The sequence below is a fragment of the Novosphingobium sp. BL-52-GroH genome (genome assembly GCF_044813085.1).
GTDB lineage: Bacteria > Pseudomonadota > Alphaproteobacteria > Sphingomonadales > Sphingomonadaceae > Novosphingobium.
The window spans coordinates 154,852-179,375 of record NZ_CP171151.1; the positions used below are offsets into that span (position 1 = coordinate 154,852).

General features: G+C 62.4%; 18 protein-coding genes and 6 pseudogenes. 17 read left to right on the forward strand and 7 right to left on the reverse strand.

Going from position 1 to position 24,524, the window contains the following annotated elements; translation table 11 throughout:
* The first annotated feature begins 133 nt into the window (after positions 1-133).
* Both ACFFDA_RS10810 and ACFFDA_RS10815 read left to right on the forward strand, forming a co-directional pair.
* Complete coding sequence (locus ACFFDA_RS10810) at positions 134-1,219, forward strand: alpha/beta hydrolase (RefSeq protein ID WP_404479146.1); 1,086 nt, start codon at positions 134-136, stop codon at positions 1,217-1,219.
* 476 nt (positions 1,220-1,695) lie between these two features.
* Positions 1,696-1,875, forward strand: a pseudogene (locus ACFFDA_RS10815) (hypothetical protein); the annotation flags it as partial.
* Here ACFFDA_RS10815 and ACFFDA_RS10820 read toward each other — a convergent pair.
* The 3 genes from ACFFDA_RS10820 to ACFFDA_RS10830 form a co-directional block, all read right to left on the reverse strand.
* Entirely contained in the window at positions 1,858-2,241 is a 384-nt protein-coding gene (locus ACFFDA_RS10820; protein ID WP_404479147.1) for a hypothetical protein, read from the reverse strand. The pseudogene ACFFDA_RS10815 and the gene ACFFDA_RS10820 sit on opposite strands and share 18 nt — an antisense overlap.
* 26 nt (positions 2,242-2,267) lie before the next feature.
* Positions 2,268-2,468 carry a hypothetical protein gene (locus ACFFDA_RS10825; RefSeq protein WP_404479148.1) on the reverse strand — a complete coding sequence of 67 codons (201 nt, stop codon included), beginning with the start codon at positions 2,466-2,468 and terminating at the stop codon, positions 2,268-2,270.
* Between the two features lie 328 nt (positions 2,469-2,796).
* Positions 2,797-3,342, reverse strand: a complete 546-nt coding sequence (locus ACFFDA_RS10830) for a hypothetical protein (protein ID WP_404479149.1) — start codon at positions 3,340-3,342, stop codon at positions 2,797-2,799.
* On the opposite strand from ACFFDA_RS10830, the pseudogene xth reads away from it, so the two are divergent.
* Positions 3,311-4,113, forward strand: a pseudogene (gene xth / locus ACFFDA_RS10835) (exodeoxyribonuclease III). The gene ACFFDA_RS10830 and the pseudogene xth overlap by 32 nt on opposite strands.
* A gap of 652 nt (positions 4,114-4,765) precedes the next feature.
* On the opposite strand, the gene ACFFDA_RS10840 reads toward xth, so the two are convergent.
* The 4 genes and pseudogenes from ACFFDA_RS10840 to ACFFDA_RS10855 all read right to left on the reverse strand — a co-directional run bounded on the left by ACFFDA_RS10840 (position 4,766) and on the right by ACFFDA_RS10855 (position 8,767).
* Complete coding sequence (locus ACFFDA_RS10840) at positions 4,766-5,143, reverse strand: response regulator (protein ID WP_404479150.1); 378 nt, start codon at positions 5,141-5,143, stop codon at positions 4,766-4,768.
* A 1,057-nt stretch (positions 5,144-6,200) separates the two neighbouring features.
* A pseudogene (locus ACFFDA_RS10845) lies at positions 6,201-6,515 on the reverse strand (hypothetical protein); the annotation flags it as partial.
* Positions 6,516-6,575: 60 nt separating this feature from the next.
* The gene (locus ACFFDA_RS10850) at positions 6,576-7,088 is read right to left on the reverse strand and encodes a DUF1543 domain-containing protein (protein ID WP_404479151.1); all 513 of its coding nucleotides are present in this window, start codon (positions 7,086-7,088) and stop codon (positions 6,576-6,578) included.
* Positions 7,085-8,767: an FAD/NAD(P)-binding protein gene (locus ACFFDA_RS10855; RefSeq protein WP_404479152.1), complete on the reverse strand. Its 1,683-nt coding sequence runs from the start codon at positions 8,765-8,767 to the stop codon at positions 7,085-7,087. Before ACFFDA_RS10855 ends, ACFFDA_RS10850 begins: the two co-directional genes overlap by 4 nt.
* A 194-nt stretch (positions 8,768-8,961) precedes the next feature.
* Here ACFFDA_RS10855 and ACFFDA_RS10860 point away from each other — a divergent pair, with 194 nt between their 5' ends.
* The 14 genes and pseudogenes from ACFFDA_RS10860 to ACFFDA_RS10925 all read left to right on the forward strand — a co-directional run bounded on the left by ACFFDA_RS10860 (position 8,962) and on the right by ACFFDA_RS10925 (position 24,516).
* Positions 8,962-9,363 carry a hypothetical protein gene (locus ACFFDA_RS10860; RefSeq protein WP_404479153.1) on the forward strand — a complete coding sequence of 134 codons (402 nt, stop codon included), beginning with the start codon at positions 8,962-8,964 and terminating at the stop codon, positions 9,361-9,363.
* 118 nt (positions 9,364-9,481) lie between these two features.
* On the forward strand, positions 9,482-10,261 hold the full coding sequence (locus tag ACFFDA_RS10865) for a histidine phosphatase family protein (RefSeq protein ID WP_404479154.1): 780 nt from the start codon (positions 9,482-9,484) through the stop codon (positions 10,259-10,261).
* Positions 10,254-11,153 carry an NAD(P)H-hydrate dehydratase gene (locus ACFFDA_RS10870; RefSeq protein WP_404479155.1) on the forward strand — a complete coding sequence of 300 codons (900 nt, stop codon included), beginning with the start codon at positions 10,254-10,256 and terminating at the stop codon, positions 11,151-11,153. Before ACFFDA_RS10865 ends, ACFFDA_RS10870 begins: the two co-directional genes overlap by 8 nt.
* A gap of 135 nt (positions 11,154-11,288) precedes the next feature.
* Positions 11,289-11,858, forward strand: a complete 570-nt coding sequence (locus ACFFDA_RS10875) for a PRC-barrel domain containing protein (protein ID WP_404479156.1) — start codon at positions 11,289-11,291, stop codon at positions 11,856-11,858.
* A 75-nt stretch (positions 11,859-11,933) separates the two neighbouring features.
* Entirely contained in the window at positions 11,934-13,028 is a 1,095-nt protein-coding gene (locus tag ACFFDA_RS10880) for a catalase family protein (RefSeq protein ID WP_404479157.1), read from the forward strand.
* Positions 13,029-13,152: 124 nt separating this feature from the next.
* Positions 13,153-15,447, forward strand: a complete 2,295-nt coding sequence (locus tag ACFFDA_RS10885) for an FdhF/YdeP family oxidoreductase (RefSeq protein WP_404479158.1) — start codon at positions 13,153-13,155, stop codon at positions 15,445-15,447.
* A gap of 70 nt (positions 15,448-15,517) precedes the next feature.
* Positions 15,518-16,361 (forward strand): annotated as a pseudogene (locus ACFFDA_RS10890) (oxygenase MpaB family protein).
* Between the two features lie 180 nt (positions 16,362-16,541).
* Positions 16,542-17,566, forward strand: a pseudogene (locus ACFFDA_RS10895) (IS110 family transposase).
* Between the two features lie 580 nt (positions 17,567-18,146).
* Positions 18,147-18,404, forward strand: a complete 258-nt coding sequence (locus ACFFDA_RS10900; protein ID WP_404479159.1) for a hypothetical protein — start codon at positions 18,147-18,149, stop codon at positions 18,402-18,404.
* Between the two features lie 593 nt (positions 18,405-18,997).
* Positions 18,998-21,064 (forward strand): annotated as a pseudogene (locus ACFFDA_RS10905) (DEAD/DEAH box helicase); the annotation flags it as partial.
* A 301-nt stretch (positions 21,065-21,365) separates the two neighbouring features.
* On the forward strand, positions 21,366-21,785 hold the full coding sequence (locus tag ACFFDA_RS10910; RefSeq protein ID WP_404479160.1) for a TRCF domain-containing protein: 420 nt from the start codon (positions 21,366-21,368) through the stop codon (positions 21,783-21,785).
* Positions 21,786-21,927: 142 nt separating this feature from the next.
* Positions 21,928-22,503, forward strand: a complete 576-nt coding sequence (locus tag ACFFDA_RS10915; RefSeq protein WP_404479161.1) for an SRPBCC family protein — start codon at positions 21,928-21,930, stop codon at positions 22,501-22,503.
* The gene (locus tag ACFFDA_RS10920; RefSeq protein ID WP_404479162.1) at positions 22,503-23,702 is read left to right on the forward strand and encodes a zinc-dependent alcohol dehydrogenase; all 1,200 of its coding nucleotides are present in this window, start codon (positions 22,503-22,505) and stop codon (positions 23,700-23,702) included. Before ACFFDA_RS10915 ends, ACFFDA_RS10920 begins: the two co-directional genes overlap by 1 nt.
* 10 nt (positions 23,703-23,712) lie before the next feature.
* Positions 23,713-24,516 carry an SDR family NAD(P)-dependent oxidoreductase gene (locus ACFFDA_RS10925; RefSeq protein ID WP_404479163.1) on the forward strand — a complete coding sequence of 268 codons (804 nt, stop codon included), beginning with the start codon at positions 23,713-23,715 and terminating at the stop codon, positions 24,514-24,516.
* Positions 24,517-24,524 lie beyond the last annotated feature (8 nt).

The following is a 24,524-nucleotide window of genomic DNA, read 5'->3' on the forward strand; positions in this document are numbered from 1 at the left end:
AACCTCACAATATTGCCCGGGTTCCAACCAGCTGCGATGAGGTTGCAATTTCTCTCCTTGCACCTGCGCAAAGGGGAACAGGAGCAAGAAACGGCCGTTGCGCCTTCAATATGGGATTTGAAGGACCGCCGGTATGAAGATGAGAAAACCAGTAGCACATTCTCTGGCTGTGGTAGCGATCACAGTTCTATATCCGCTCGCCGTGCCCGCGATCAGCTTTGCGGCGGCGCCCAAAGGGCAGGCTGGGATACCTGCCAGCGGCGAGAAAGCGGATGCTGACAATCAGGCGGTCCTCGATGCGCTGAAAACCTTGGGTCAGCGTCCCTACCACACGCTCAGCCCAGCCGAGGCGAGGCTGCAGCCCAGTTTTACCGACGGTGTAAAGGAAGTCATGCGCAAGCAGGGCCGGCCGACAGCCCCGCCGCCCGGGATAACAACGCAGGACATCCAGATACAGGGTGCCGCCGGCATGATACCGGCGCGGGTCTATCGGCCCGACAATGTCAAAGGCCCGCTTCCCACGATCGTTTACTATCACGGCGGGGGCTGGGTTCTTGCCACCATCGACACCTATGACGGTTCTGCCCGGGCGCTAGCCCGAGAAGCTCAGGCGGTGGTCATCTCGGTGGAGTATCGCAAGGCACCGGAATTCAAATTCCCGGCGCAGCACGACGATGCGCTCGCCGCCTATAAGTGGTCGTTGGCCAACGCTGGGGCATACGGCGGCGACGTTCTCAAGGTTGCTCTTGCAGGCGAGAGCGCGGGTGGAAATCTCGCGATAGCGACGGCAATAGGGGCACGAGATAACAAGCTGCAAAAACCGTCCCAGATACTGGCGATCTACCCGATCGCCGGTTCCGATCTCAATACGCCGTCCTACCAGGCCAACGCCAATGCGATGCCGTTGAACCGGGCGGCCATGGCATGGTTCCTTCACCACACCACGCGGGGCCCCGCCGATGCAGCGGACCCGCGTATCAACCTGCTGGCGGCCAATCTCAAAGGCCTGCCGCCCGTCACGCTAATTCAGGCGTCGATCGACCCGCTGGCGTCCGAGAGCCAGGCTCTTGCAACCCGGCTGCGGTCCGCCGGTATAACCGTAACAAGCCGGACGTACACGGGGGTTACGCATGAGTTCTTCGGAGCGGATGCAGTCATTCGCAAAGCCGGAGAGGCGCAGCGCTTTGCCGGCGAGCGTTTGCGCGCGAACTCACGGTAGGCCTAGATCGACAGCGAAAAAAGCACACCAAAACCGCCCTTCAGTGGCGAGTATTGCGAGGAGGAATAAATGGGTATCATGAGACTAGCTGCTGCAGGAGCCATCGGTTTTGCGTTCTACAAGTATGCAGTGAAGAAAGCCGGAGAGCCGACGGCTGATCGAGGCTGCCCTGAGGTCCGTGACGCGGGGCCAGAAAGCATGACCTCGCCGCCAAAGTCGTGGAGTGCTACCGATGAGGCGCTGGACGAAAGCTTTCCAGCTAGCGATCCGCCATCGACGTATTAGGCTCTCGACCTAGCAATCATGCCCGGGCATGGCCGGGGCATGATTGCCAAGAATTCCTCGGCGGGGCGACGCAGGTGGACCGGTCCCGATGTCAGTGGCGGGCGTGGGCCGATCCTAGCCGCCTAGGGGACGCCATTGGGATCGGGTAGTACGGGTCATCGCGGAGAACGCGTAGCGTTTCACCGCTGCGAGTGACGAGGTGGTGTGACGATGCAGATCCCCCCAGGCGCGAGCCAGCCCTACGGTACGCGCGGTCCATCGAGCCGACGACCGTCGTGGCAAAACGGTATGGCATTGGCGACGAGACGGTCCGCAAACGTGGCAAGCGCGGCGAGCAAGCCTGCCCAGACCGATTAAGCCCTCCGAAGCAGTCGCCGAGGCATTGACGAATTCAAAGGTGCGTTCAGCCCCGTCGAAACTGGCAATGAAGCTTGGCGCCTGCTCCAACAGTCGGCGCTGACGGTCAGTGTCCGCACGGCAATAAAAGCAAGTTCCGGCGTCTTGGGCACAGGCGTCTTCAGCGGCTTGTCATCGGATTCGTAGAGGAAAATCTCGTCTGAAAGGATGTTCATGAAGAAGAGGCGGCCGTGTTCCAGCGCGTCGTTCACCTCCTGCAGAGAGTGGACCACGAAATTCGTGGGCGTGCGCAGCGTCTTCTCGAAGTTGTACGCCGTGACGATCCGCTGTTCGGTCTCGTCCCAGTAGGCCGCGCGATCGGCCCGTTCCTTCTGGTTCACGATCACAACCAGGTCGTAGTCCGACTTTACTGGTTCGCATCGAGCGGCGCATGGACCCAGCCGCCGCGGGCGTACGATCCAAACAGGATAATCTTGCGGACGCGGCCCGACTTGCGCCGCCCCGTCGCATTCCCGGTAGCCTCGCGCAGGCACTGGAGCAGCATCTCGACGATCAGGTCGAGTTCACGCTGCTTGTGTGGAGGACGATGATTGATGTCAGTGCGCATGGCTCAGCCTAGGCGTAGGGCTCCAACGAAATGCAATGCGAATCTTACACATGCTCCGGAAGAGTCTCTGCGATTTCTGCCTTCGCGCGGCACGGCCAGCCAGACGTATGTCAGAAGCACAAATATAGAACGAAAAGCCGCTTTTGCGCAACGTTGTCATTCGCTTGAGTTTGCGTTGCGATCGATAGCCCGCGTTTTGACGTTCGGAGGAGAGCAGTGCGCAATGACTATAAACTCCAGGCCGCAATCGCTTGAGTTCGTTCACCCTTGCCAGTCGTCCAGAGCCTCGCGATACGCTTCTTCCTCGCGCGCACGGCGCTCTTGCAGTTTACTTATCTGCGATCGCGCTGCACGTGCAGGTCATCCCGCTCGCGGCGCAGGGCCTCGATCCTGGCATCGATCTCGGCCACCGACGCTGCATATTTCTTTTGCCCGCGTTGCAGGCGGCCTCCGCCGTGTCGAGCCGTGCGCGACTTGGCTTGGGCGCCCTCTTCGCTAGCCGAACCGGCGGTGCTGGCGCCTTGCCGGGCGCGGGAGCGAGCTTGTGCGCTCTTCCCGCCGCGGCAAGATGCTGCGCCGTACTGCCCCGCGCGACGCGAATGACGACGCCGGGCTGCGCGAGCGGGGCTTTGACAAGGCTGGCGTCGTTCACCGGTTCCGCCGCGCCGCTGGCGAACAGGTCGCTGCCCGCGCCCCAGGCCTCGAGCGTCGCCTTGCGACTGGTGGTCGCGACATAGGCGTCGTGAAATCCGATCGATGTCCGAAAGACCTTGAGGGGACGCTTGGCCATGCCCGCACAACGCACGAGGAACCCATCGGCACCAGTGCGCTTTGCGAAAGTCATGAAGATCGCGACGTACAACGTGAACGGCATCAACGGCAGCCTGCCGGTGCTGCTGCGCTGGCTGGAGCTTGCCGCGCCGGACATCGTGTGCCTCCAGGAGTTGAAGGCGCCCGATGAAAGCTTTCCGCAAAAGGCGATCCGCGATGCCGGTTACGAGGCGGTCTGCCATGGCCAGAGCCGCTGGAACGGCGTCGCCATCTTGAGCCGCGTCGGTGAAATCCACGAAACCCGCCGCGGCCTGCCCGGCGATCCAGCGGACGAACAGAGCCGCTACATCGAAGCGGGGGTGAATGGCGTGCTGGTCTGCGGGCTGTATCTGCCCAACGGCAATCCACGCCCCGGCCCCCAGTTCGATTACAAGCTGCGCTGGTCGAACGGCTCCGCAATCACATCGCCACCTTGATCGGTTTGGATGCGCCGGTCGTGTGCCTGGGCGATTTCAATGTGATGCCGACCGATCTCGACGTCTATGCGCCCGAACGCTGGCGCGATGATGCGCTATTCGCGCCCGAGGTCCGCGCCGCCTATGCGCGTCTGCTCGATCAGGGCTGGGTCGACGCGGTGCGCGTCCTGCACCCGGACGAGACCATCTACACGTTCTGGAAATACCGGCGTGGCGCCTTCGAGCGCAATGCAGGGCTCAGGATCGACCATGCCTTGCTCAATCCGGTCGCGGGAAAGCGCCTAGTCGCCGCCGACGTCGACACGCGACCGCGGGGGTGGGAGAAGACCAGCGATCACGCGCCCATGTGCATCAACTGTCAGTGCGCCCTGTGGCGCGTAAGCACGCCAAAACCCTAAGGAAATCCGCGCTTCGGCGGACATCCTGAGCGTTTCTCGCCGCTGTGAGCGCACTACTGAGCACATGACCAATGATCCTGCGTCCCGCCCTTCCCTCGCGGCTGCCCGCCGAGCAGCTCGCTGCGCTTCGCGCCCAGATCGCGCATGTTCAGGGCGTACGCGGTCCAGGGAAAATGCCGAGAGACGAGCCGATTACCGGGCGCCTTTGGACGAATCCAGAGGCGTCAGTGGTGCCCCGAAGAAACCCGCAACAGGTCTGGCTTCATCTCGCACGGGCGTATACGAAAATGAGAATGGGGTTTCTTCCGGCTAGCCGTGGCGTAGCATCAAGAGTTCTATGTCGACCGGCAGACCGGCATAAGCCTGGGCTACGATTGGCTCAAGATCGCCCCAGACGTCCAACACGTCGCGTCCCGGGGCTGCCGGAGGCTTGCTGGAGAGGATCGTGGCATACCAATCTCAATATACAGTCTCTGCGGCCAAAGCGCAGGCGTCCCCAATGGCGTCGCCATTCAGTCGAACGAGCAAAAAACGATCCTGTTTTACCCCCGTCGGCGAGCAAGTCAGCGGAGGCCGGGCTTAGCTGGGAATTCGAATTCATTTTCGACAACGCCTGCCGCTCCCAGAATCCCCCAAGAGTCGCGAACGAGTTCTAACGATGAGCGAACAAATCCCGGATATCAGAGAGGAGTTTTTCGCTCATCCACGGCTTTGAAATAAATTTTCCGGCGTCCGGAATCTCGGCGTCTGTGAGTTCATGACGTCCTGAAGTCAGCAAAAGCCGGATATCCGGCCAACGCTCGTGGACGACCCGAGCGAGATCTAATCCGTCCATGCTCCCTGGCATGTCGACATCTGAAAAAAGCAGCAAAACATCGTCATGTGCCTTCAGAATTCGCAGAGCTTCGTCGGCGTCCGCCGCCTCCAGCACATTAAATCCAGCATCCTCCAGGATCTCCGCGCCTACCATGCGTATTAGCGTTTCGTCTTCGACGACCAAAATACGGGTTTTTACTTCATCCTGCGGCATTTTCCAGCTCTCCTGTCAGGCGATGCCTGACCTATGGAACTGCCGAAAGCGCGATCTGGTTCACATGCTCGCAAAAATCAGGTTGGTAGCTCCTGAGCTTTGTCCAATTGCATGGTGAAAGTAAAAGCAGTTTGAACCTCGTCGGAATCAACTTCCAAGGTGCCGCCATGCGCCCACGCTATGGCAAAATCCGGGACGTTTTCGATGAGGCCGGTCCCGCACGATATTCCCGTCCATGAGCCCGAGCACTTTTCGACCGCGTTTGTTCAGGTTTTCTTTGGACAGCATCTGCGTAATCCGCTGGCGAGTGGGGCCAGCGGATTACGCAGATCGCGGCTCACAATAGCGATAAACCTTTCACTCAACTCCGCTTCCTTTCCCTCAGCCGCGATCGTCGCATTCGCTTCATCTCGTTCCTCGAGGAGACCAAGTTCGAAAGCGCGCCCTGAGCGGCCATAAACAGCGTGAAGCAGATGAGCGGTGTACCGCCTTGAGCCCTGCGTTCGATCGCGTTCACCATCATCGGGATCTTGCCACCCCGTCAGGACCACTTGGCCTCGGTGAAACTTCCATACATAATGCAGGGACGGCGCTTATTAGGTCTCGTAAAACATCTTTTCAGCGATCGGGACAAGGTCTGAAAAGCGAAGACCTAGAAGTTCGTCACCTGCTCGGCCGATCCAGCTTGCAAGAGCTTTGTTGACGCTGGAAACGCGCCCATCTTTGTCAGTGAAAGGTAGCCGCAGCGTGCGATCTCGCACCCTGCTTCGAAATCGATTGGTACGGCTGTCGGCGTCATGAAGGCTGGCAGTCCTGAGGCGTGAAAGGAAGGCCCTGATCAAAGCTATTGTAGAATCGAGAGCGCTCAGATTCGGACAGCGGTCGGTTGCGTCCAATACCACCAGTTCGCTGCCTGGGTTAGCATCGTGGACATACGCACCAACGCTCACCCCGCCTTTATGCAAAAAAGCTTTCGAAGGTGACAAGGCGCCTGGCGAAAGGCCGCTCCAAGGATTGGCTTTGTCGAGTCGAATTGCCAGTTCGGGAAGCGTACCAGGCTATAAGGTGTAGTCCTCGCCATATGGCGATTGAGGTCCGGCGCTCCGTCATCCCACCAGACCTCTCCCCTTTCTCCCAGAGCGTGCTTGGCCCGATCGACGGCGGTGTGCGCCTCGTCTTCGGCGATCTTGTCTTTTGATCGCCGCGCCGCCGCGATCGCGCGGCGGGCCGTCATCAGTTCTGTCACCAGTTGTGCTCTACGGTCTTCGGGAAGGCGGGGATCCGACATCCGCCACAGCCTTCCACGGACCACGAAGTAGCGGCCGTCGGGCGTGACCGGATGGTTCCGCGCGGTTCGCGGCCTGTCAGCCATGGAGCACAGTCACGGGCCTCGTGCGTGACTTATCGGGTTTCCGCTGCACGATCGGATAGCTCAACTGTGTTTCCGGATGGGTATGTATTGGCAGGTGAAGCTGGGTTCGATACCAGAAGAAGCCGGTGTCAAATGCACGAAAAGTCGCTCGCCGACGGGCTGGTCGGTCAGGCAGAAAGCTTGCTCCGCTTCGTACAGGTCGTCCCTGTGCGGATCGACCCAGTGCCTGACCGACTTCATCGCGCGGGACTTGGCCTTGCCCTCGCTTTCAGCCACGACGAAAACGTTGCGGTGACGTTCCGCAAACTCTCCGGGCTCGTAGCCACCAAGATTGACGAAATAGAGTTTTTCCGGCCCGGTGAAAGGCTCGGGGCGCAGCGACACGTCATGGCCATCGGCATGGGTGATCTGGGCCCAGCAATCGATGTGCAGACTTCGGGGCACGCCCCACCAGTCGCGGCGCAATGTTGCGTAAGTCTCTTCGATCGCATTGGCGACGACGAACCGCACGTCGTGGACTTCGATGTTGGCGCCCGGAAATTCGCCGCCGATGTAGATTGCGAACAACTTCATGACAAAGCCATGCCCCTTGCATGGATGGCCGGTTCGCCCACTGCCGCGCTTTCCCGGACAACCGCGGCGGCCAGTTCCGCGCCGACGACCCGGCCCATCTCGCAGGAGCTGGTGATGCCCTGGATGAAGGGATGCCGACCCATGATGAAAGGCAGGCTCAGACAGAAAAGCTGGTCGTCCGGGATGTCTGGCGATATGGGATGGAACTGGTCATCCAAGACGATGCCCCGCGCAGGACCGCGCTCCTGGTCGGCAGCCACGTCGCGCACGATGCCCTGATCGCGCAGCGACGCAAAAGGGAAGTCCTTGGCGGCCAAGGCACGCTGGCCGGTAGCCTCGATGAAAACCGGGAAATGGACCAACTCACCGTCGAGGTGCAGGACGGCGCCGCTCTCGGCCCGGTGGCTGTCGATCCTGTAGTTCTCGCCCACCTTCATGACGTCGAGCTTTCCGGCTTTGTGAAGCGCCAGCATCCGCTTGATCGATTCGTGCGGAACCGTAGCGTAATCGTCAACGAACACAGGTTTGAACAAGCGAGAGAAGCGCTGGAAATCCGCATCGTCGAGATGCGGTATGAGGTTTTGGATGACTTCGTGCATTCGCAAAATCGCGTAGCGCCAGGCCACGGTGCGGCGTGCCTCGTAATCTGCCTTCGCTTCCGCCAGGTTCCGTTCAGCCCATGCAAACGGAGCAGCCGCCATGCGCTCGGCGAAATAGCCGTCGCAGAACTCCTCCATATTGAGTCGATCGAGCCCTACCTGTTGCGCATAGGCGCCATCGGCTGCGGCCAGTTCCTGCTTGAACAGCGCGAAAGCCTGATCGAGAAGGTCGTCGTTCTGCCCGGCGATCAGGCCTTCGATGGCTTCGTCGTTGCAGATGGCAAGCGGTTCGTAAGGGATAGGGAAATAGAAGTCCGCTTCCGGGAGAAGCCCCTTGCGCGACAGCATGGTCATATGGAAGTCGTGGGTATCCGCGCAAGGCGCGTAGACCAGTCCATCCTCGCCATCGTCGACGAACTCGCCGTGGCTGACCGCGAGCGCCACCGCAGCATCGATCGCGGTCAGCGACGAACCGCGAATGCCGATCCGGCAGGCAGGAATTTTCTCGATTTCGGAAGCAGGCCAGGGGCTGACGAAGTAGCCCGGCCGTACTTCCGGCTGATCAGGCCATTGATGACCCGTCGCGAGCACGACATGGTCGAAGCGAGTCTTGAAAACATCTCCCTGCTCGGGTCGGACGACCAGGGTCATTCCATCGTCCGCGCTTATCGCATCGACGACTTCGCACCGCGTACGCACGTTCACCATCACACCGGCGCGCGTGGCCCGATCGAGCATCGCATGAAGCTGATCGTAGAAGTACTCCCCGAGCAGCACGCGTGGGTAGAATGCGCGATCATCGATCTGCTCGCGACTGATGTGCAATTCCGCAAGCCGATCGTCGCTCTGCCGGTCGAGCCAGTCGACCAGTGTTTCCTCCAGCAGCGGGATCTCCACGCTGGCGATGTTGGACAGCATTGCCGGATCGTTCCAGCCGGGCCGATAGGGGGTGCCCCGTCCAACGCTCGCCTGCTTTTCAAACAGGGTGAGTTCGAATGGCGGTGGCTCCTGTCGCAGCAAGGCGTGCAGCGTATAGATCGAGGTCGGGCCGGCACCGACGAATGCAATGGAACGAGTCATTTATGCAAAATGCGCAAATGGTCCGCTCGGCTCCCGCGAAAAAGGGCTTGATCCATGTTAGCCTCGACTGGCGGCGGTGAGGATTCGGCAACAGCTCGACGCGAATTGCCACCATCCCGGCCCGAACGGGCGTTTCCCGCGAAACGGAGATGCTTGTTGCTGGCTTTGCAGCGGCAGTTAGAAGGAGAGCGACGATGTCAGGCGGCGGTGAATATGAACCTATGGATTCGCGCAAGGCGACCGGGACAGCAGGAAACCCGAACAAGTCGTGGCGCGAGCAAGAGGAAGCCCGGGCAGCCCGTGGCGAATACGAACCTAAGGATCAGCGTAACGTGACCGGACAGCCGGCCGAGCAGGCGGATCGGTGGAAGAAGGCCGAAACGGACCCGCCGAAGGCTTCCGGTGAGACTGCTGCGGGCGTACGATCGCTCGAAGACGAGCGCGTGAACCCAGGCGCGGATTCCACCGCAGGCAACGACGCGGGCGGCGCTCGAACGCAGCACTACAAGGCGGCGCAGGACGATGCGTTTTTTCGGGAAAACCATGTGCAGGCGGGGACGCAGCGTGACCCCGTGCATCGTGAGGAAAATGGGTAGCCGCGCATTCCGGCCTCTTGACGGGCGGCGCCCCCCGCGACCGGCCTTCGCGGCGCCATAGCAAACGAAACCCCTGGCCGACCGGGAACATCCCATCCACCAATTCGGTTAAGACGAAATGGAACCCCCGCAACCGCATTCACGCTGGCCTGAACTCCTCTGGTTGATCCGGCACGGGCAAAGTGCGGGAAACGTCGCACGCGACGCCGCGCATGAAAGCGGCGAACATCGGATCGCGCTCGACCACCGAGATGTCGACGTCCCGCTTTCGGCGCTGGGCATGGACCAGGCACAGGCGCTCGGACGCTGGTTCGAGCATGAGGACGAGCGGGACCGCCCCGAGGTGATTCTGTGTAGTCCTTATGTACGTGCCGTGCAGACAGCCGAGCTGTTACGCGAGTCCATTTGCGGCGGATCTAACTTGTGCATCTGCATTGACGAGCGTCTGCGGGAAAAGGAGTTCGGGATTCTCGACGGCCTGACGACTATCGGAATCCACGAGCTTCAGCCTCAGCAAGCTGAATTTCGCAAGCTGCTGGGCAAGTTCTATCATCGTCCACCTGGCGGGGAGAGTTGGGTCGATGTGATCTTTCGCCTCAGGGCAGTCATGGACACCATCTCGCTGCATTATGCCGGTAGGCGGGTGATGATCGTGGCGCACCAGGTCGTGGTCTTGTGCATGCGTTACGTGCTCGAGCAGATGACCGAAGCGCAGATCCTGGCGATCGATGCAGAAGGCGACGTGGCTAACTGCGGCGTGACCCGTTATCGCTTCGATCCCCAAGCGGGCGACGGCGGCAAGCTGGTTCTGGACCGCTACAATGCCGTCGCCCCTCTGGAGCAGGACGGAACCCGCGCCACGAGGGAGCCGGACAAGATGGTCGCGGCGCGTGGATAGGCGGCTCGCGTCGCCGCTTGCCGCCACCCCGCTCGATGATGCGTGGATTGCCGCCAATCCGTTGCCCCAACCCCATGGTGAGGTGGATAAGAATTCCCGCGGCCGGATCCTCGTGGTGGGCGGCTGCCTCGATGTTCCCGGCGGTGTGCGGCTGACGGCCGAGGCATCTTTGCGCGCAGGCGCGGGCAAGGTACGGGTCGCGACGATCCATGCTGCCGCCATCGCGATCGGCACACTGCTGCCGGAAGCCGCGGTGCTGGCGCTACCGACGGATGCGCGCGGCGATATCGACGCAGCCGCGTGCGAAATGGTCGAGCACTTGCCGGCCTTCGACGCTGTGGTCGTGGGGCCAGCGATGTCATGCCACCAGCAGGCCTTTCGACTGGTGGCGTCGATGCTGGCGTCTCCCGGCTGGGACGCGGGGTTCGTCATCGATGCCGCCGCTTTGATGGCTCTTTCTCCGCTCGCTGCCACGTTGCGTACTCGCACGTCCCCGGCGATACTCACGCCGCACATCGGCGAGATGGCCGCACTGATAGAATGGGACGTCGACGCGATCGCAAAAGACGGCCCCGGGGCCGTCCGGGAAGCGGCGCGCAGGTATGGCGCGGTCGCGATACTCAAGGGCGGTACGAGCTTTATCGCCGATCCTTCGGGCGCGCTTTATGCCTATGACAGCGGGAACATCGGGCTGGCGACGGCAGGTTCGGGAGACGTGCTTGCCGGGATCGTGGCAGCGCTCCTCGCGCGTGGCTGCTCTGCGTTGAGCGCCACATTATGGTCGGTATGGCTCCATGGGGAGGCGGGTCGACGCTGCGCCGAGACGATTGGCCCACTCGGTTTCCTCGCCAGCGATCTGCTGAAGGTGATTCCCCAGTGTTTTCCAGCATGACTTTACCATTGGAAAACCAATCTGAATCAATGCGATTTCAACCCCTGTAAGCATCCCACCCCATGTTTCCATGCATCGAGTGGAGCAAGGATCACCTCAACCGATGCAGTCTGCAATGTACGCGAGGACCGGACATTGACCAACATAGCCGAATGGATCGCGCCGATTGCAACGATGATTGCGGCCATGATGACCGCAGTCAACTTGGGCGCTCGTGTGACGGGGTGGGGCTTCGTGGTCTTTACCATCGGCTCAGTTGCCTGGACGACCGTCGGGCTCGGCTCGGGACAGGTAAGTCTGATTGCGGCCAACGGGTTTCTGACGTTCGTCAATCTGGTCGGCATATGGCGCTGGCTGGGAAGACAACGCGCGTATGAGGACGGCGGACGATCTGCCAAGGTGGCCAGTCGCAGGGCGTCTTCTCCCACATTGTTCACCGCCACCGGGATTGCGGGCATGCCCGTGCTCGACGGCGACAACAAACCCCTCGGGAAAACCGTCGAAGCGCTTATCGAATGCAGGTCCGGAGCGGTGAGCTATGTCGTCGTGGCGACCACGGTGGCTGCCGGGATCGCCGAACAGCTGCGGCCGGTTCCGCGCGACGCCATCGTGTTCGAGTGCGACCAGTTGGTGCTGCTGATGCCTCGTGATGCGTTCGAGGCTATCGTGCCGATAACTCCGGATAGCTGGCCGACTTCTATTTAGCTGGGCCACGTGGTGCGGGAAACTCGCTGTCCTCTGTCAGCGTTGGATACCTAAATTATCACAGGAAGCCTTGCCATGACCCACCCCGTCCGTTTTGCCCCTTCGGTCGAGCAAATAAAGCCGGATGAGGCAGAAACCATTCGAGCCCTCGAAGAGCAATTCAATTTGATCCAGGAGACGACAGCCGACGACTACAAATCGGGTGTACGCGCCGTGCATGCCAAGGCGCATGGCATCGCCATTGGCCGTCTGACGGTCAGCGCCGGACTTGCCCCGGAACTCGCCCAGGGAATTTTTTCGCATCCTACCAGCTTCGATGCCGTCATCCGCATTTCCACCAATGCAGGCGATGTCCTGGATGATGCCATTGCCCTTCCGCGCGGGCTGGCGCTCAAGGTCATGGATGTCCCCGGCGATCGCTTGCCTGGATCGGAAGGCGAGACCTCGCAGGATTTCATCATGGTCAACGGGCCGGTCTTCACCGCTCCCGATGCCGCTGCCTTCCTCAAGAACCTGAAACTGCTCGCCAAGACCACGGATGCTGCCGAAGGCGGCAAAAAAGTGCTCTCCTCGGTGCTGCAGGGCGTCAATGCGGCGCTGTCCGCCGTGGGCCATGAATCGCCGACTATCCAGCAGTTGGGAGGCGCCCCCCAGGTCCATCCGCTCGGAGAGACCTATTATTCCCAGACCCCGTATCGGTTCGGCGATTATATCGCAAAGTTCAGCCTCGTGCCGGTGGCCCCTTCGCTGACCTCGCTGACGGGCGTAAAGATCGACGTGACCGACCGGCCCGATGCACTGCGCGAAGACGTCAGCCGCGCCCTGATCGAGCATGGTGGCGAATGGGAACTGCGTGTCCAGCTCAATACCGATCTCGATAAGATGCCCGTCGAGGATTCGACCGTCGAATGGAGCGAAGACGAAAGCCCGTTTGTGACGGTGGCCACGCTCGAGATCGAACCGCAGATTAGCTGGCAGCACGGGACGAGCGACCGGCAGGACGACGCGCTGAGCTTCAACATCTGGCGGGGGGTCACTGCGCACCAGCCGCTGGGCAACATCAACCGCGCTCGCAACGAAACCTACCGTCGCTCGACCGCCGTTCGCAGCCGGGTCAACGGCTGTCCTATGCACGATCCCCGCACGCCACAGGACATTGCGGCAGAGTAAGTGGTAGATCGGCCGGTGTTTCAGGAACGCCGGCCTCCTCGCGATATGGCCGTTGCGATTGGCGCTTTCGGCCAAGTCCAAGCCGCGCCACATCGTTTTCCGCGCTCCATAGCTGGAATTTCCCATGAATGATGAACAAGACGGCACAATCCATTACGATGGTGCCGAAGGTGGGTGGGGCTCTGTACGCGGCATCGTCGAGACCGCCTGGCGCGAACGGCCGACGCCGGGCACCCTCGATACACTTAGGCGGCAAAACAAGGTCAAAGGCTTCATGTGCGTCTCGTGTGCATGGGGAAAACCAGCCAAGCCACATGCGTTCGAGTTCTGTGAGAACGGCGCTAAGGCCACGCTCTGGGAATTGACGAGCCGTCGCTGCACCCCCGAGTTCTTCGCTCAGCATACCGTCTGCGAGCTGCGGACATGGAAGGATCACGACCTCGAACAGCAAGGCCGCCTGACCCATCCCATGCGCTACGAAGCGGCGAGCGATAAGTACGTCGCGTGTTCCTGGGACGACGCATTCGCAGCGATCGGACGCGAATTGAAAGCGATTGATCCCGGCTCGGCGGTGTTCTACGCCTCGGGCCGCGCGAGCCTGGAGACCAGCTACCTCTATGCGCTGTTCGCCAGGCTGTATGGCCATAACAACCTGCCCGACAGTTCCAACATGTGCCACGAGACGACCTCGGTGGCGCTGAAGAAAGTGATCGGATCTCCGGTCGGCACCTGCGTCCTGGACGATTTCGACGTGTGCGACGCGATCTTCTTCTTCGGGCAAAACACCGGCTCAAACAGCCCGCGCCTCCTTCACCCACTGCAGAAGGCGGTCAAGCGCGGCGCGAAGATCGTCACGTTCAATCCGATCCGGGAGAAGGGCCTTGAGGAGTTCAAGAACCCCCAGAGCCCGTTGGAAATGCTCACGACAAAAAAGACCGAGATTTCCACGCTCTACCTGCAGGTCAAGGCGGGCGGCGACATCGCGGCCATAACGGGATTGATCAAGCACGTCCTGGCGGCGGAAGAGATCCGTTGGCGGGACGAGAATCAACACGTCCTCGATGTCGATTTTATCACGCAACATACGGACGGCTTCGCCGAGATGAAGGCCCACGCAGAGGCGACTAGCTGGGACGACATCGAACACGAGAGCGGCCTTTCGCGTGGAGATCTCGGCGAAGCGGCCCAAATCTACATCGAGGCGCCCCGTGCGATCGCCATGTTCGGCATGGGGCTGACCCAGCATGTCCATGGGTCACAGAACATCGCGGCGCTTACCAACCTGTGGTTGCTCAAAGGCAATGTCGGCCGGGAGGGTACCGGCATCTCTCCCGTGCGCGGCCATTCCAACGTGCAGGGTCAGCGGACCGTAGGTATCTCGGAAAAACCCGAACTTGTACCGCTCGACAGGCTGGCGGAGCAGTTCGGCTTCGATCCACCGCGCGACGAGGGCCTGAACACCATCAAGGCCTGCCATAAGATCCTGTCCGGCGAACTCAAGGCGTTCATCGGCCTGGGCGGCAACTTCATCCGCGCCATTCCCGAGCGCGAGCGGATGGAGGAGGCCTGGACCGAACTGCGTCTCACCGTCCAGATTGCGACCAAGCTCAACCGCAGCCATCTGGTGAACGGCGAAGTCGCATACCTGCTGCCCTGCCTGGGCCGGTCCGAGGAGGATGTCCAGGCAACCGGTCCGCAGGCAGTGACGATGGAAGATTCGCTTTCGTGCATCCACGGCTCGCTCGGCAAGAACACACCGGCCTCCGAACATCTCCGCTCGGAAACAGCGATCGTCGCAGGCATCGCCAAGGCGACCCTTCCAGCTAATTCCAACGTGCGCTGGGACGAATGGACAGGAGACTACGCCAAAATCCGCGATTGCATAGAGCGGACCTATCCCGAGCAGTTCCACGCCTTTAACCGGCGCGTCTTCACGCCGGGCGGGTTTCATCGCGGCAATCCGGCGCGTGACCGGATATGGAAGACTGAAAGCGGCAAGGCGCAGTTCAGCGTACCCACCGCCATGCGCTCGATCGGCTTTGAGGACTCGCCCGGTCGTTTCCGCCTGATGACCTTACGCTCGAACGATCAATTCAACACTACGATCTACGGCTATTCCGACCGTCTTCGCGGTATCGAGGGCACGCGAGACGTCGTGCTCATGAACCCGGACGACATCGCGGAGACCGGACTCGTGCAAGGTCAGGTCATCGGGCTGGTCAGCGATGCCGGCGACGGGGTCCACCGGCAGGTCGGCGGGTTGACCGTCACCCCCTTCCTGCTCCCGCGCGGCTGCATCGGCGCATACTATCCCGAGATGAACCCGCTTATCCCGTTATGGTATCATGACGAGCAATCGCGAACGCCTGCCTCGAAGGGCGTACCCGTGCGGCTTGTTGCACACCCACGAACGACCTGAACGCCCCTGGCGCAAGCTGACGTGCCCGCAGTCCCAGGAGCGATTGCGACGGTGACACGTTGGACCGGGTATGAGCGAAAGCAATAGCACGTCTAACCCGGTCAAGCGGTCTATCCGTCAACAGGTCGTCGGCATGTTCAACGACCGCGAGCAAGGCGAGACACCGGTGGTGAGGAGCCGAAACGCGCTGTTCGCGCCGACATCTGTCGCCTGGCGGGTCCATGGTGACGTCACCTCGATGATGGCGGGCGGCATCGCCAGCCTTTTGCTGCAGATGCTGCATCCCGGCGTTTTAGCAGGGGTGTGGGACCATTCCAATTTTCGTGCCGACATGCACGGCAGACTGCGGCGTACCGCCCGCTTTATCGCCACAACGACGTATGCCGACCGGTCCGCGACCGAGGCTATGATCCGGCGGGTCCGTTCCGTCCATGATCGCGTCAAGGGGCATCTGCCGGACGGCACCGCGTATCAAGCGAACGACCCGACGCTTCTGGCGTGGGTGCATGTCACAGAGACCCATAGCTTCCTCAACGCCTGGATTCGCTACGGCGAGCCCTGGTGTCACGCGCCGACCAGGACCGATATTTTGCCGAGATGGCGTTGATCGGCGGGGCGCTGGGGGCAAAGCCCCTGCCGCGCACGCGGACCGAGGCAAACCGCCTGATAGCCGGAATGCGTCCGGCGCTGAGGGCGGATGCGCGAACGGCCGAAGTCGCCCGGCTGATCCTGCATCCGGTCGCAACGAACCGGCTCGCCGCGATGCCCGGCAGGCTTGCCGGGCAGGCCGGCGTCGATCTGCTGCCACGCTGGGCACGCGCGCTCCATGGCCTGTCCCCCTCGCCGCTTCGGACGCCGCTGGTGCGGGCGGGCACGCTGGGGTCGCGCAGGCGCTGCGCTGGGCGTTCAAGTGATGGAACGTCACGAGCAGCAGCTACGCGACCTTCACTGCGCGATGCACGAACATGACGTAATCGCGGGAGCGCCGGCCACGGGCCAGATGCACGGGATTGCTCGAAGGTTGGTTGCCCCCCGATAAGATGAAGAACGGGCTCACGACTTTGAACCGGGCCCAGCATCAATGGAGGACAACCGTGGATCAGCATATAGGACTCGATGTTTCACTGAAAGACACTTCGATTTCGGTTCGTCAGGATGGCAAACGCGTTTGGCGCGGCAAGTGTCCGTCCGATCCAAAACTGCTTGCAGAAGTGATCCGCAAACGCGCCCCGAATGCAAAGCGTGTGGTATTTGAGACAGGGCCTCTTTCGGTGTGGTTTTTTCATGCGCTGACTGGGGAAGGTTTGCCAGCGATTTGCATAGACGCTCGCCATGCCAAGGCGGCTCTCGACATGGCTGCGAACAAGACCGATGCGAACGATGCCGACGGTTTAGCGCATTTGGCCGAGGTGGGTTTCTATCGGGAGGTCCGCGTCAAAGGCTTCGACAGCATGCTCATGAGGACGCTGATCTCCGCCCGGCGCCAACTTATGAAGATGCGGGCGCAAATGTCGAACCAGATACGCGGGCTGCTGAAGACTTTCGGCCCTGTGGTTCCCAAAGGCGCCGGCAGCGTCGTTGAACGAAACGTCATTTCGCTTCTGGAAGACGACGACAATCTGGCGCGTATCATCCTGCCGCTTCTTAAGGCCTGGGGTGACATTCGGCTTCGCGTGACGGAGTTGACGAAGCAATTGGTCGTCATGGCTGGTGCAGACCAGCGCTGCCGCTTGCTCACCTCGGTGCCTGGAGTGGGCACGGTCACAGCCACGGCCTTTGCAGCTGCGGTCGAGGATTCCATCAATTTCAAGAACTCGCGCGCCGTAGGCGCCTGGGTCGGGCTAACACCGAAGCGATATCAATCTGGCGAGGTTGATTACGAAGGTCACATCTCGCGGCGTGGCGCCGCCAGACTACGCACGCTGCTGTACGAGGCAGCGTCTGTAATCTTGAACAGGTCGTCCGAGACCAATGCGTTGCGAACGTGGGCCTTGGCGCTGAAAGAGCGGCTAGGATTCAAACGAGCAGCCGTTTCCGTAAACTGGCAGTGATCATGCACTCGATGCTGAAGACCGGCGAGTTGTTTGATCCGAATGCAGGAGCCGCAGTGACCGCCTGATCAGCGGAACACCAAAGCCATCATCCGCTACCCATTTATCCGTTAGCGCCCTGTCGGGCGTGTCGAGCCGTCCCTGCCGGGACGCAGTTGAGATCATTCCGCGAAGCGGGAAGCAACTGCATTGCAGCAGATTGCGTCACGAACATAGGAAGATCTCGGCTACGGAACCCATCCTGCGGCGATCGAGATTGTGTCGACCGCGTAGACGACCCTGTTCCCGGCACACGCATGGCATCACGTTTGAACGATTTGTGGGCAGGCCTTGGCGGAGGGGCGATTAGACGGCCCGCGTCTCAAGGCGATTTCGAGAAGGCCGCGCGGCTGCGCGGCCGGATCAGCCTGTGCGCGGCACGCCTGCCGGCACGCCGGCACAGGACGTCGATCCCTCCGGTCTCGTTCGGTAACAACTGGGAGCGATGGGGCTGGGCACGAGCCGGCAGCACGTAAAGCCTCCTGCGGGATAGACACCGCCGAAGAAACCGGACCTGATGACGAAGGGGCGCCGGCGGGCTAGAAAGGTCCGGGACTGATCTGCGGGGCCGTACGAAGGATAACTTCTATAGGTCTTCCGGGAACGCGCATGCTGCTGGAGGCTTGTTTCCTCGATAACGGAACCGGCCATCCGCGCCCGATGTTCTTCATGATAAAGGAAACGAACATGTCCAGAAGCGATCCGGAAACCCCTCGCGGCCCCCTGGGAGACGCGCGCCCAGACTCGTTTGATCCGCACGAGCAGAACGAGAGTGGCCAGAAGCCCGAGAACCTGAAAGACCGACCGTCGGAAAGCACTGTGACGCCCGAAGACTACCCGGAGGACCAGCGCGCCAAGGGAGCTTGACGAAGGCGGCGTCACCCGGCCCAGCCGCCCGGTGACGTCGGCCTTTCGCGATGCCACCATCAACACAGATCAATCAAATTTAGCCGGCGCCCCCCTTTCTTTCGCTTTCTCCATGCGTTGTGAAGTCAGCATAGCCGCCGAATTGCGCAGGCGGCGGACTTGATAGGCAAGGAGCGCACTTTGATTGACATAACCAAGCGAGTTGGGCCCCGTCACTGGACGATGCGCGCCGCAACCGACGATCGGCCCGCCCGCGTCTCAGGTGCGGCGTGAATCTGGCGTTCACCGCAGTCCGCATCGCGCAAACCCTTGCCGAGTCGTCCATTGCATTCCTGGCAGACGACGAGCAGCAGGCCGAGGCGCTGGCCGACGCCGTCCGGGCGCTGGCGCCGCAAGGGCATGTCGTCCACGTGCCCTCAAGCGACGCACTTCCGGGGGAGGCGGCTCCCGCGACGCCGGCGAACGCGGGGCGGCGCGTGTCAGCTCTGCGGGCACTTCGACTGGCGCAAAGCACCTCCATCGCCTGCATCCTGAGCGGAGAAGCCGCAGCGCGGCGCTATCCCGCGCCTGACGCGTTCGACAGCGCCCCGCCCATGCTGCACCCTGGTGACGAGGCGGACACCCGATCGTTCGCGATACAACTCGAAGAGCTGGGGTATTTCGCGGACGACCGCGTCGACGAGCCGGGCGAAATGGCGGTGCGCGGCGAGGTCATAGATATCTTTCCCGCAGACGCCAGCGGCCCGGCACGTATCGAAGTGGTAGCAGGAAGGATTGCCGCGATCCGGTCGTATGACCCGGTGACCCAGCGCACAGTCGGCGATTTGGAGCATCTGGAGATCGGCCGTGCCGCCGAACCGGCGATCGGCGAGCCTACGTCTATTCTCGCCCACCTGACTCCGGGCATACTTGCTCTGTCCGGCCACGCCGACCATCGCCGCAGGCGTTTCATCCAACTTGCCCGCGACGCCGCCGGCAGCGCGCCCCATCGCCTGGATGCGATAGACGATGCCGCGTGGAAGATGGCTGGCAAAGCTTGGACGCGGCAATCGTTCGACGCGGAATTCGAGCCGGTACCACGCTTCGCTAGTGGCCGCTCACCGCTTTCCGCCATGGTGCGTTTCGTGAAGCCGCTTCTAGCGGAGGGACGCGCGTTCGTGCTGGCAGGCAGCACCCGAGACCTGCGTTTCCTTCACCCCAAGGTGGCCCTGCGCCTGTCGCTGGAATTCGTGGAACTCGACGGATTGTCGGCGCTGCAAGAACTGCCCACCGGCTGCGGCGGCAGCCTTACGGCCCCGATCGACGCCGGATACGTCGACGAGCAAATCGTCCTGGTCGCGGCGGCGGACCTGATGGGCAGTCGCGCTCTGATCGGCGATGGCGGTCCGACGGCTGTAAATTCCTGGCATGGTGGCATCGCAGTGCGCAGCGGCGACGTGGTGATCCACGAGGACCATGGGGTCGGGCGTGTGCTGGGCCTGGAGTCTTCGTCGGTTGGCGGCGAGAGCGGCGAACAGCCTGCGGTCGAGCGGATCGTGCTCGAGTACGCAAGTGGTGGCCGACGTCTTGTCCCTGTCGATGAGGCCGACCGGATTTGGCGTTACGGCGGCGACGGCGACGTCGTGGCTCTGGACAAGCTCGATGGCCCGTCCTGGCACGAGCGCCGGGCGGCGATCAATGCTGCGATCGACGAGAGCGCGGAGGCTCTGACGCTTTTGGCGCGTGAACGCGAGACGCTTATCGCGCCGGTCTTAAAGCCCGACCCTGCCGCCTACGAGCGCTTCGCGGGCGGCTTCCCCTTCAACGAAACGGCTGACCAGGCGCGAGCCATCGTAGCCGTCCGCGACGATCTGGCCAGTGGGCGGCCGATGAACAGGCTGGTCATCGGTGATGTTGGCTATGGCAAGACCGAGGTTGCCCTGCGGGCCGCCGCGCTGGCTGCGCTGGCCGGCTTCCAGGTCGTGGTCGCCGCGCCGACCACCGTGCTGGTGCGGCAGCACCTTGAGACGTTCCGCCGCCGCTTCGAGGGGACGAAGATCGAGGTCGCCGGCCTGTCGCGGCTAAGCACCGCCGCAGAACGGAAGGCTACGAGGGCGGGGCTCGAAGATGGCGCGATCGGTATTGTCGTCGGCACGGGGGCGGTAATGGCAAAGGGTGTTAACTACGCCCGGCTGGGTCTGGTGGTGATCGACGAGGAGCAACGCTTCGGCGCCGCCGACAAGGCTCGCCTCCGCGGCCTCGGCACCGTCCATATCCTCAGCCTCAGCGCGACGCCGATCCCGCGCACGTTGCAGGCGGCTCTGGTGGGTCTTCAGAAGATGTCGGTCATCGCCACGCCTCCCGCCCGGCGCCAGCCTATCCGCACCAGCATCACCCAGTACGACGACGTGCTTGTCCGCACCGCGCTCGCCCGCGAAAAGGGTCGGGGAGGGCAAAGTTTCGTGGTCGTGCCGCGTATTGAGGACATGGCGAAAGTCGCCGAAAAGATCCGACGCGCGGCTCCCGACCTGACCCTGATCCAGGCGCACGGCAAGATGTCGCCCGGCGAAATCGACGAGGTCATGGTCGGCTTCGGCGCTGGCCGGGGGGACATCCTGCTGGCGACCAACATCATCGAAGCCGGTCTCGACGTGCCGCGCGCCAACACCATGATCGTGTGGCGCGCCGATCGCTTCGGCCTGGCACAACTGCACCAGCTGCGCGGTCGCGTCGGGCGCGGCAACCGGCGCGGGCAGGCCATCCTGCTGATCGAAAGCGAGAACGCGATCGGCGCGCGCACGCTCAAGCGGCTGCGTACGCTCGCCGCCTTCGACCGGATGGGCGCGGGCTTTGCGATCAGCGGCCAGGACCTGGACATGCGCGGCGCGGGCGACCTAGTCGGCGAGGACCAGGCCGGCCACATGAAGCTGATCGGCGTCGATCTCTACCAGCATCTGCTTCGCATCGCGCTCCAGGCCGCGCGTGGCGAGAACGCCGAGCGATGGGGCCCCGACCTCAACTTCGGGCGCCCTGCCGGAAAGCTGGATCCCGGAGGCGGACCTGCGGCTGTCGCTCTACGTCCGACTGGCACGGATCGAGACCGACGATGCTCTCGATGCCTTCGAGGAAGAACTGCTCGATCGCTTCGGACCGCTGCCTGCCGAGATGGCCATGCTGCTGGCCCATGCCCACATCCGCCTGGCCGCGCGGGCTTTGCGGATCGCGCGCATAGACGCGGGCCCGGCTGCGATCGCATTCACGCCGCGCCACGATTGCGCGCTTGAAGTCGCGGGTACAGGCCTAGCTGAAAGCAAGGGTCGTTGGATCCTTGCCGAGGTAATATCGAGCGAGGCCGAGCGTGTCGCGCGCGTCGAAAGTCTGCTCGACGGGTTCGGAAGCTGACGGGCGGCCGCGTCCGGCCGTGCCTGAGGTGAGATTATCTTTCGGCCGTGCTGGGTCTTTATACGCGCGGCGATCGTTTCATTTGCAAAAGCGGCCACATCCTACCGGATCGGCAGCACATCCGAAAACATGGAGAGCAGGAATGGCAACGGTGAACGACGACGCGCCATCCACTACGTCGAAATCCCGCGAGACCCACGATGCTGCGGTACAGGCGCTTGCGGAAACGCGGGGCGACACCCTGATCGGGCGGACCGTGACGATCAACCGGCCCCGCGCGGAACTCTACGCCTACTGGCGCGACTTCGCGCAGTTGCCAACGTTCATGGACAACGTCGAGCGGGTCGACGTGCTGTCGCCGACACGCTCGCACTGGGTGGTCAAGGCCCCCGGCGACAGGACCGTCGAATGGGACGCGACCGTAACCGAGGAAGCGGAAGGCGAACTCATCGCTTGGGCCTCGACCGAAGATGCAGACGTTCCCAACAGTGGCCGCATCGAATTCCGCGACGCCGGCGATCGCGGCACCATCGTCACCGCGACGATCGTCTACGACCCACCCGCAGGCGTGGTGGGCAAGCTCATCGCCAAGATGTTTCAGCGCGAACCTGCCATCCAGGCGCGGCGCGACTTGCGGCGGTTCAAGCAGCTGATGGAAACCGGCGAAGTCGCCACTTCGTCGCGCACCCGCGCACAGCTTCAAGAGGAGAAAGCCTGATGCGCGCGCTCACCTGGCACGGCAAGCATGACGTCCGCGTCGACACGGTCGACGATCCCGAGATCCTCAATCCACGCGACGCGATCATCAAGATTACTTCGACCGCGATCTGCGGATCGGACCTTCACCTCTACGACGGGTATATCCCCACGATGAAGGCGGGGGACATCCTCGGCCACGAGTTCATGGGTGAAGTCGTCGAGACCGGCCCAGGATCGACGCTGGTCAAGGGCCAGCGCGTCGTCGTTCCCTTCACCATCGCCTGCGGCAGCTGCTACCACTGCGGCAAGCACCAGTACTCCGCTTGCGACAACGGTAATCCCGCCGACAACCAGGACATCGGCATGGAGCTGTACGGCCAGCCGATGTCGGGTCTGTTCGGCTACAGCCACCTAACAGGCGGCTATGCCGGCGGCCAGGCGGAATACGTGCGCGTGCCGTTCTCCGACGTCGGCCCGATCGTCGTGCCTGACGGGCTGGACGACGACGAGGTGCTGTTCCTGTCTGACATCCTGCCCACGGGCTGGCAGGCGGCCGAGAACGCCGACATCGAGCCAGGCGACACCGTCGCGGTGTGGGGCTGCGGCCCGGTCGGCCTGTTCGCCGTGCAGTCCGCCTTCCTGATGGGCGCGGCTCGCGTGATCGCCATCGATCACTTCCCCCACCGGCTGGAACTGGCGCGCAAGTTCGGGGCAGAGACCATCAACTTCGAGGAAACGAAGACCTACGAAGCGCTGATGGAGATGACCGGTGGCATCGGGCCCGACGCCGTCATCGACGCGGTGGGCCTGGAAGCCCACGGCTTCTTCGTCGATAACGTGGTGGACCAGATCAAGGCTTCGATGTTCCTGGGCACCGATCGCATTCACTCGATCCGCCAGGCGATTGTCGCCTGCCGTAAGGGCGGCCGCGTCTCTATGCCTGCCGTATACGGCGGCATCGTCGACAAGTTCCCGCTCGGCGCCTTCATGGAAAAAGGGCTGACGCTCAAGACCGGCCAGACCAGCGTGCAGCACTACATGCCGGGGCTGCTCAACGCGATCGTCGAGGGGAAGATCGACACGACCTTCCTGATCTCGCACCGCATGAGTCTGGAGGACGCGCCCAAGGGATACAAGATGTTCCACGACAACCAAAACAAAGTCACCAAGGTCGTGCTCAAGCCCGGCTTCACCCAAACCGCCGTCGCGGCAGAATAGGAAAAGCATCATGGCGGACAAATTTGCGATCGTGACCGGCGCCTCCACCGGCATCGGCTTCGAACTGGCGAGCCTCGCCGCCGAAAACGGTTACGACCTGCTGGTCGTCGCGGACGAAGGACTGATCGAGGCGGCCGCGCGGGACTTTCGGCTGCACGGCGTTCAGGTAGATGCGCTTCAGGCGGATCTGTCTACGACGGAAGGCGTCGATATCCTGCTGGCCGCCACTTCCGGCCGCCGCATCGATGTGCTCTGCGCCAATGCGGGCCGTGGCCTGGGACACGGTTTCCTCGACCAGGGTCTTGCCGACTGGCGCCGGGTGATCGATACCAACATCACCGGCACGCTCTATCTGCTGCAGCAGGTGCTCAAGGGAATGGTAGCGCGCGACGATGGCAAGGTGCTGATCACCGGGTCCATCGCCGGGTTCATTCCGGGCAGCTTCCAGGCGGTCTACAACGGCACCAAGGCCTTCGTGGACAGCTTTGCGGATGCGCTGCGCAACGAGATCAAGGAGGCGAAGGGCGTGACGGTCACCACGCTCATGCCCGGCCCGGTCGAGACCGAGTTCTTCGAACGCGCCGACATGCTCGACACCAGCGTCGGCGCGTCCAAGAGCAAGAGCGATCCCGCCGACGTCGCCCGCGACGGGTGGACTGCGATGATGAACGGCGATGCCCACATCGTTTCGGGCTGGAAAAACAAGATCCAGGCAGCCGTGGCGCACGTCACCCCCGCGGGAATCCTAGCCGAGCAGCATCGCAAGATGGCGCAGCCCGGCTCGGCTCCCAGTGACGATGGCGGACCTCGATAGAATGATGC

Coding starts and splice junctions, on each gene's coding strand:
- ACFFDA_RS10810 (WP_404479146.1), top strand. CDS start 134: ATGAAGATGAGAAAACCAGTAGCACATTCTCTGGCTGTGGTAGCGATC.
- ACFFDA_RS10880 (WP_404479157.1), top strand. CDS start 11,934: ATGACCCACCCCGTCCGTTTTGCCCCTTCGGTCGAGCAAATAAAGCCG.
- ACFFDA_RS10825 (WP_404479148.1), bottom strand. CDS start 2,468: ATGCGCACTGACATCAATCATCGTCCTCCACACAAGCAGCGTGAACTC.
- ACFFDA_RS10920 (WP_404479162.1), top strand. CDS start 22,503: ATGCGCGCGCTCACCTGGCACGGCAAGCATGACGTCCGCGTCGACACG.
- ACFFDA_RS10840 (WP_404479150.1), bottom strand. CDS start 5,143: ATGCCGCAGGATGAAGTAAAAACCCGTATTTTGGTCGTCGAAGACGAA.
- ACFFDA_RS10855 (WP_404479152.1), bottom strand. CDS start 8,767: ATGACTCGTTCCATTGCATTCGTCGGTGCCGGCCCGACCTCGATCTAT.
- ACFFDA_RS10915 (WP_404479161.1), top strand. CDS start 21,928: ATGGCAACGGTGAACGACGACGCGCCATCCACTACGTCGAAATCCCGC.
- ACFFDA_RS10830 (WP_404479149.1), bottom strand. CDS start 3,342: ATGCCGTTCACGTTGTACGTCGCGATCTTCATGACTTTCGCAAAGCGC.
- ACFFDA_RS10925 (WP_404479163.1), top strand. CDS start 23,713: ATGGCGGACAAATTTGCGATCGTGACCGGCGCCTCCACCGGCATCGGC.
- ACFFDA_RS10865 (WP_404479154.1), top strand. CDS start 9,482: ATGGAACCCCCGCAACCGCATTCACGCTGGCCTGAACTCCTCTGGTTG.
- ACFFDA_RS10850 (WP_404479151.1), bottom strand. CDS start 7,088: ATGAAGTTGTTCGCAATCTACATCGGCGGCGAATTTCCGGGCGCCAAC.
- ACFFDA_RS10900 (WP_404479159.1), top strand. CDS start 18,147: ATGCTGCTGGAGGCTTGTTTCCTCGATAACGGAACCGGCCATCCGCGC.
- ACFFDA_RS10885 (WP_404479158.1), top strand. CDS start 13,153: ATGAATGATGAACAAGACGGCACAATCCATTACGATGGTGCCGAAGGT.
- ACFFDA_RS10860 (WP_404479153.1), top strand. CDS start 8,962: ATGTCAGGCGGCGGTGAATATGAACCTATGGATTCGCGCAAGGCGACC.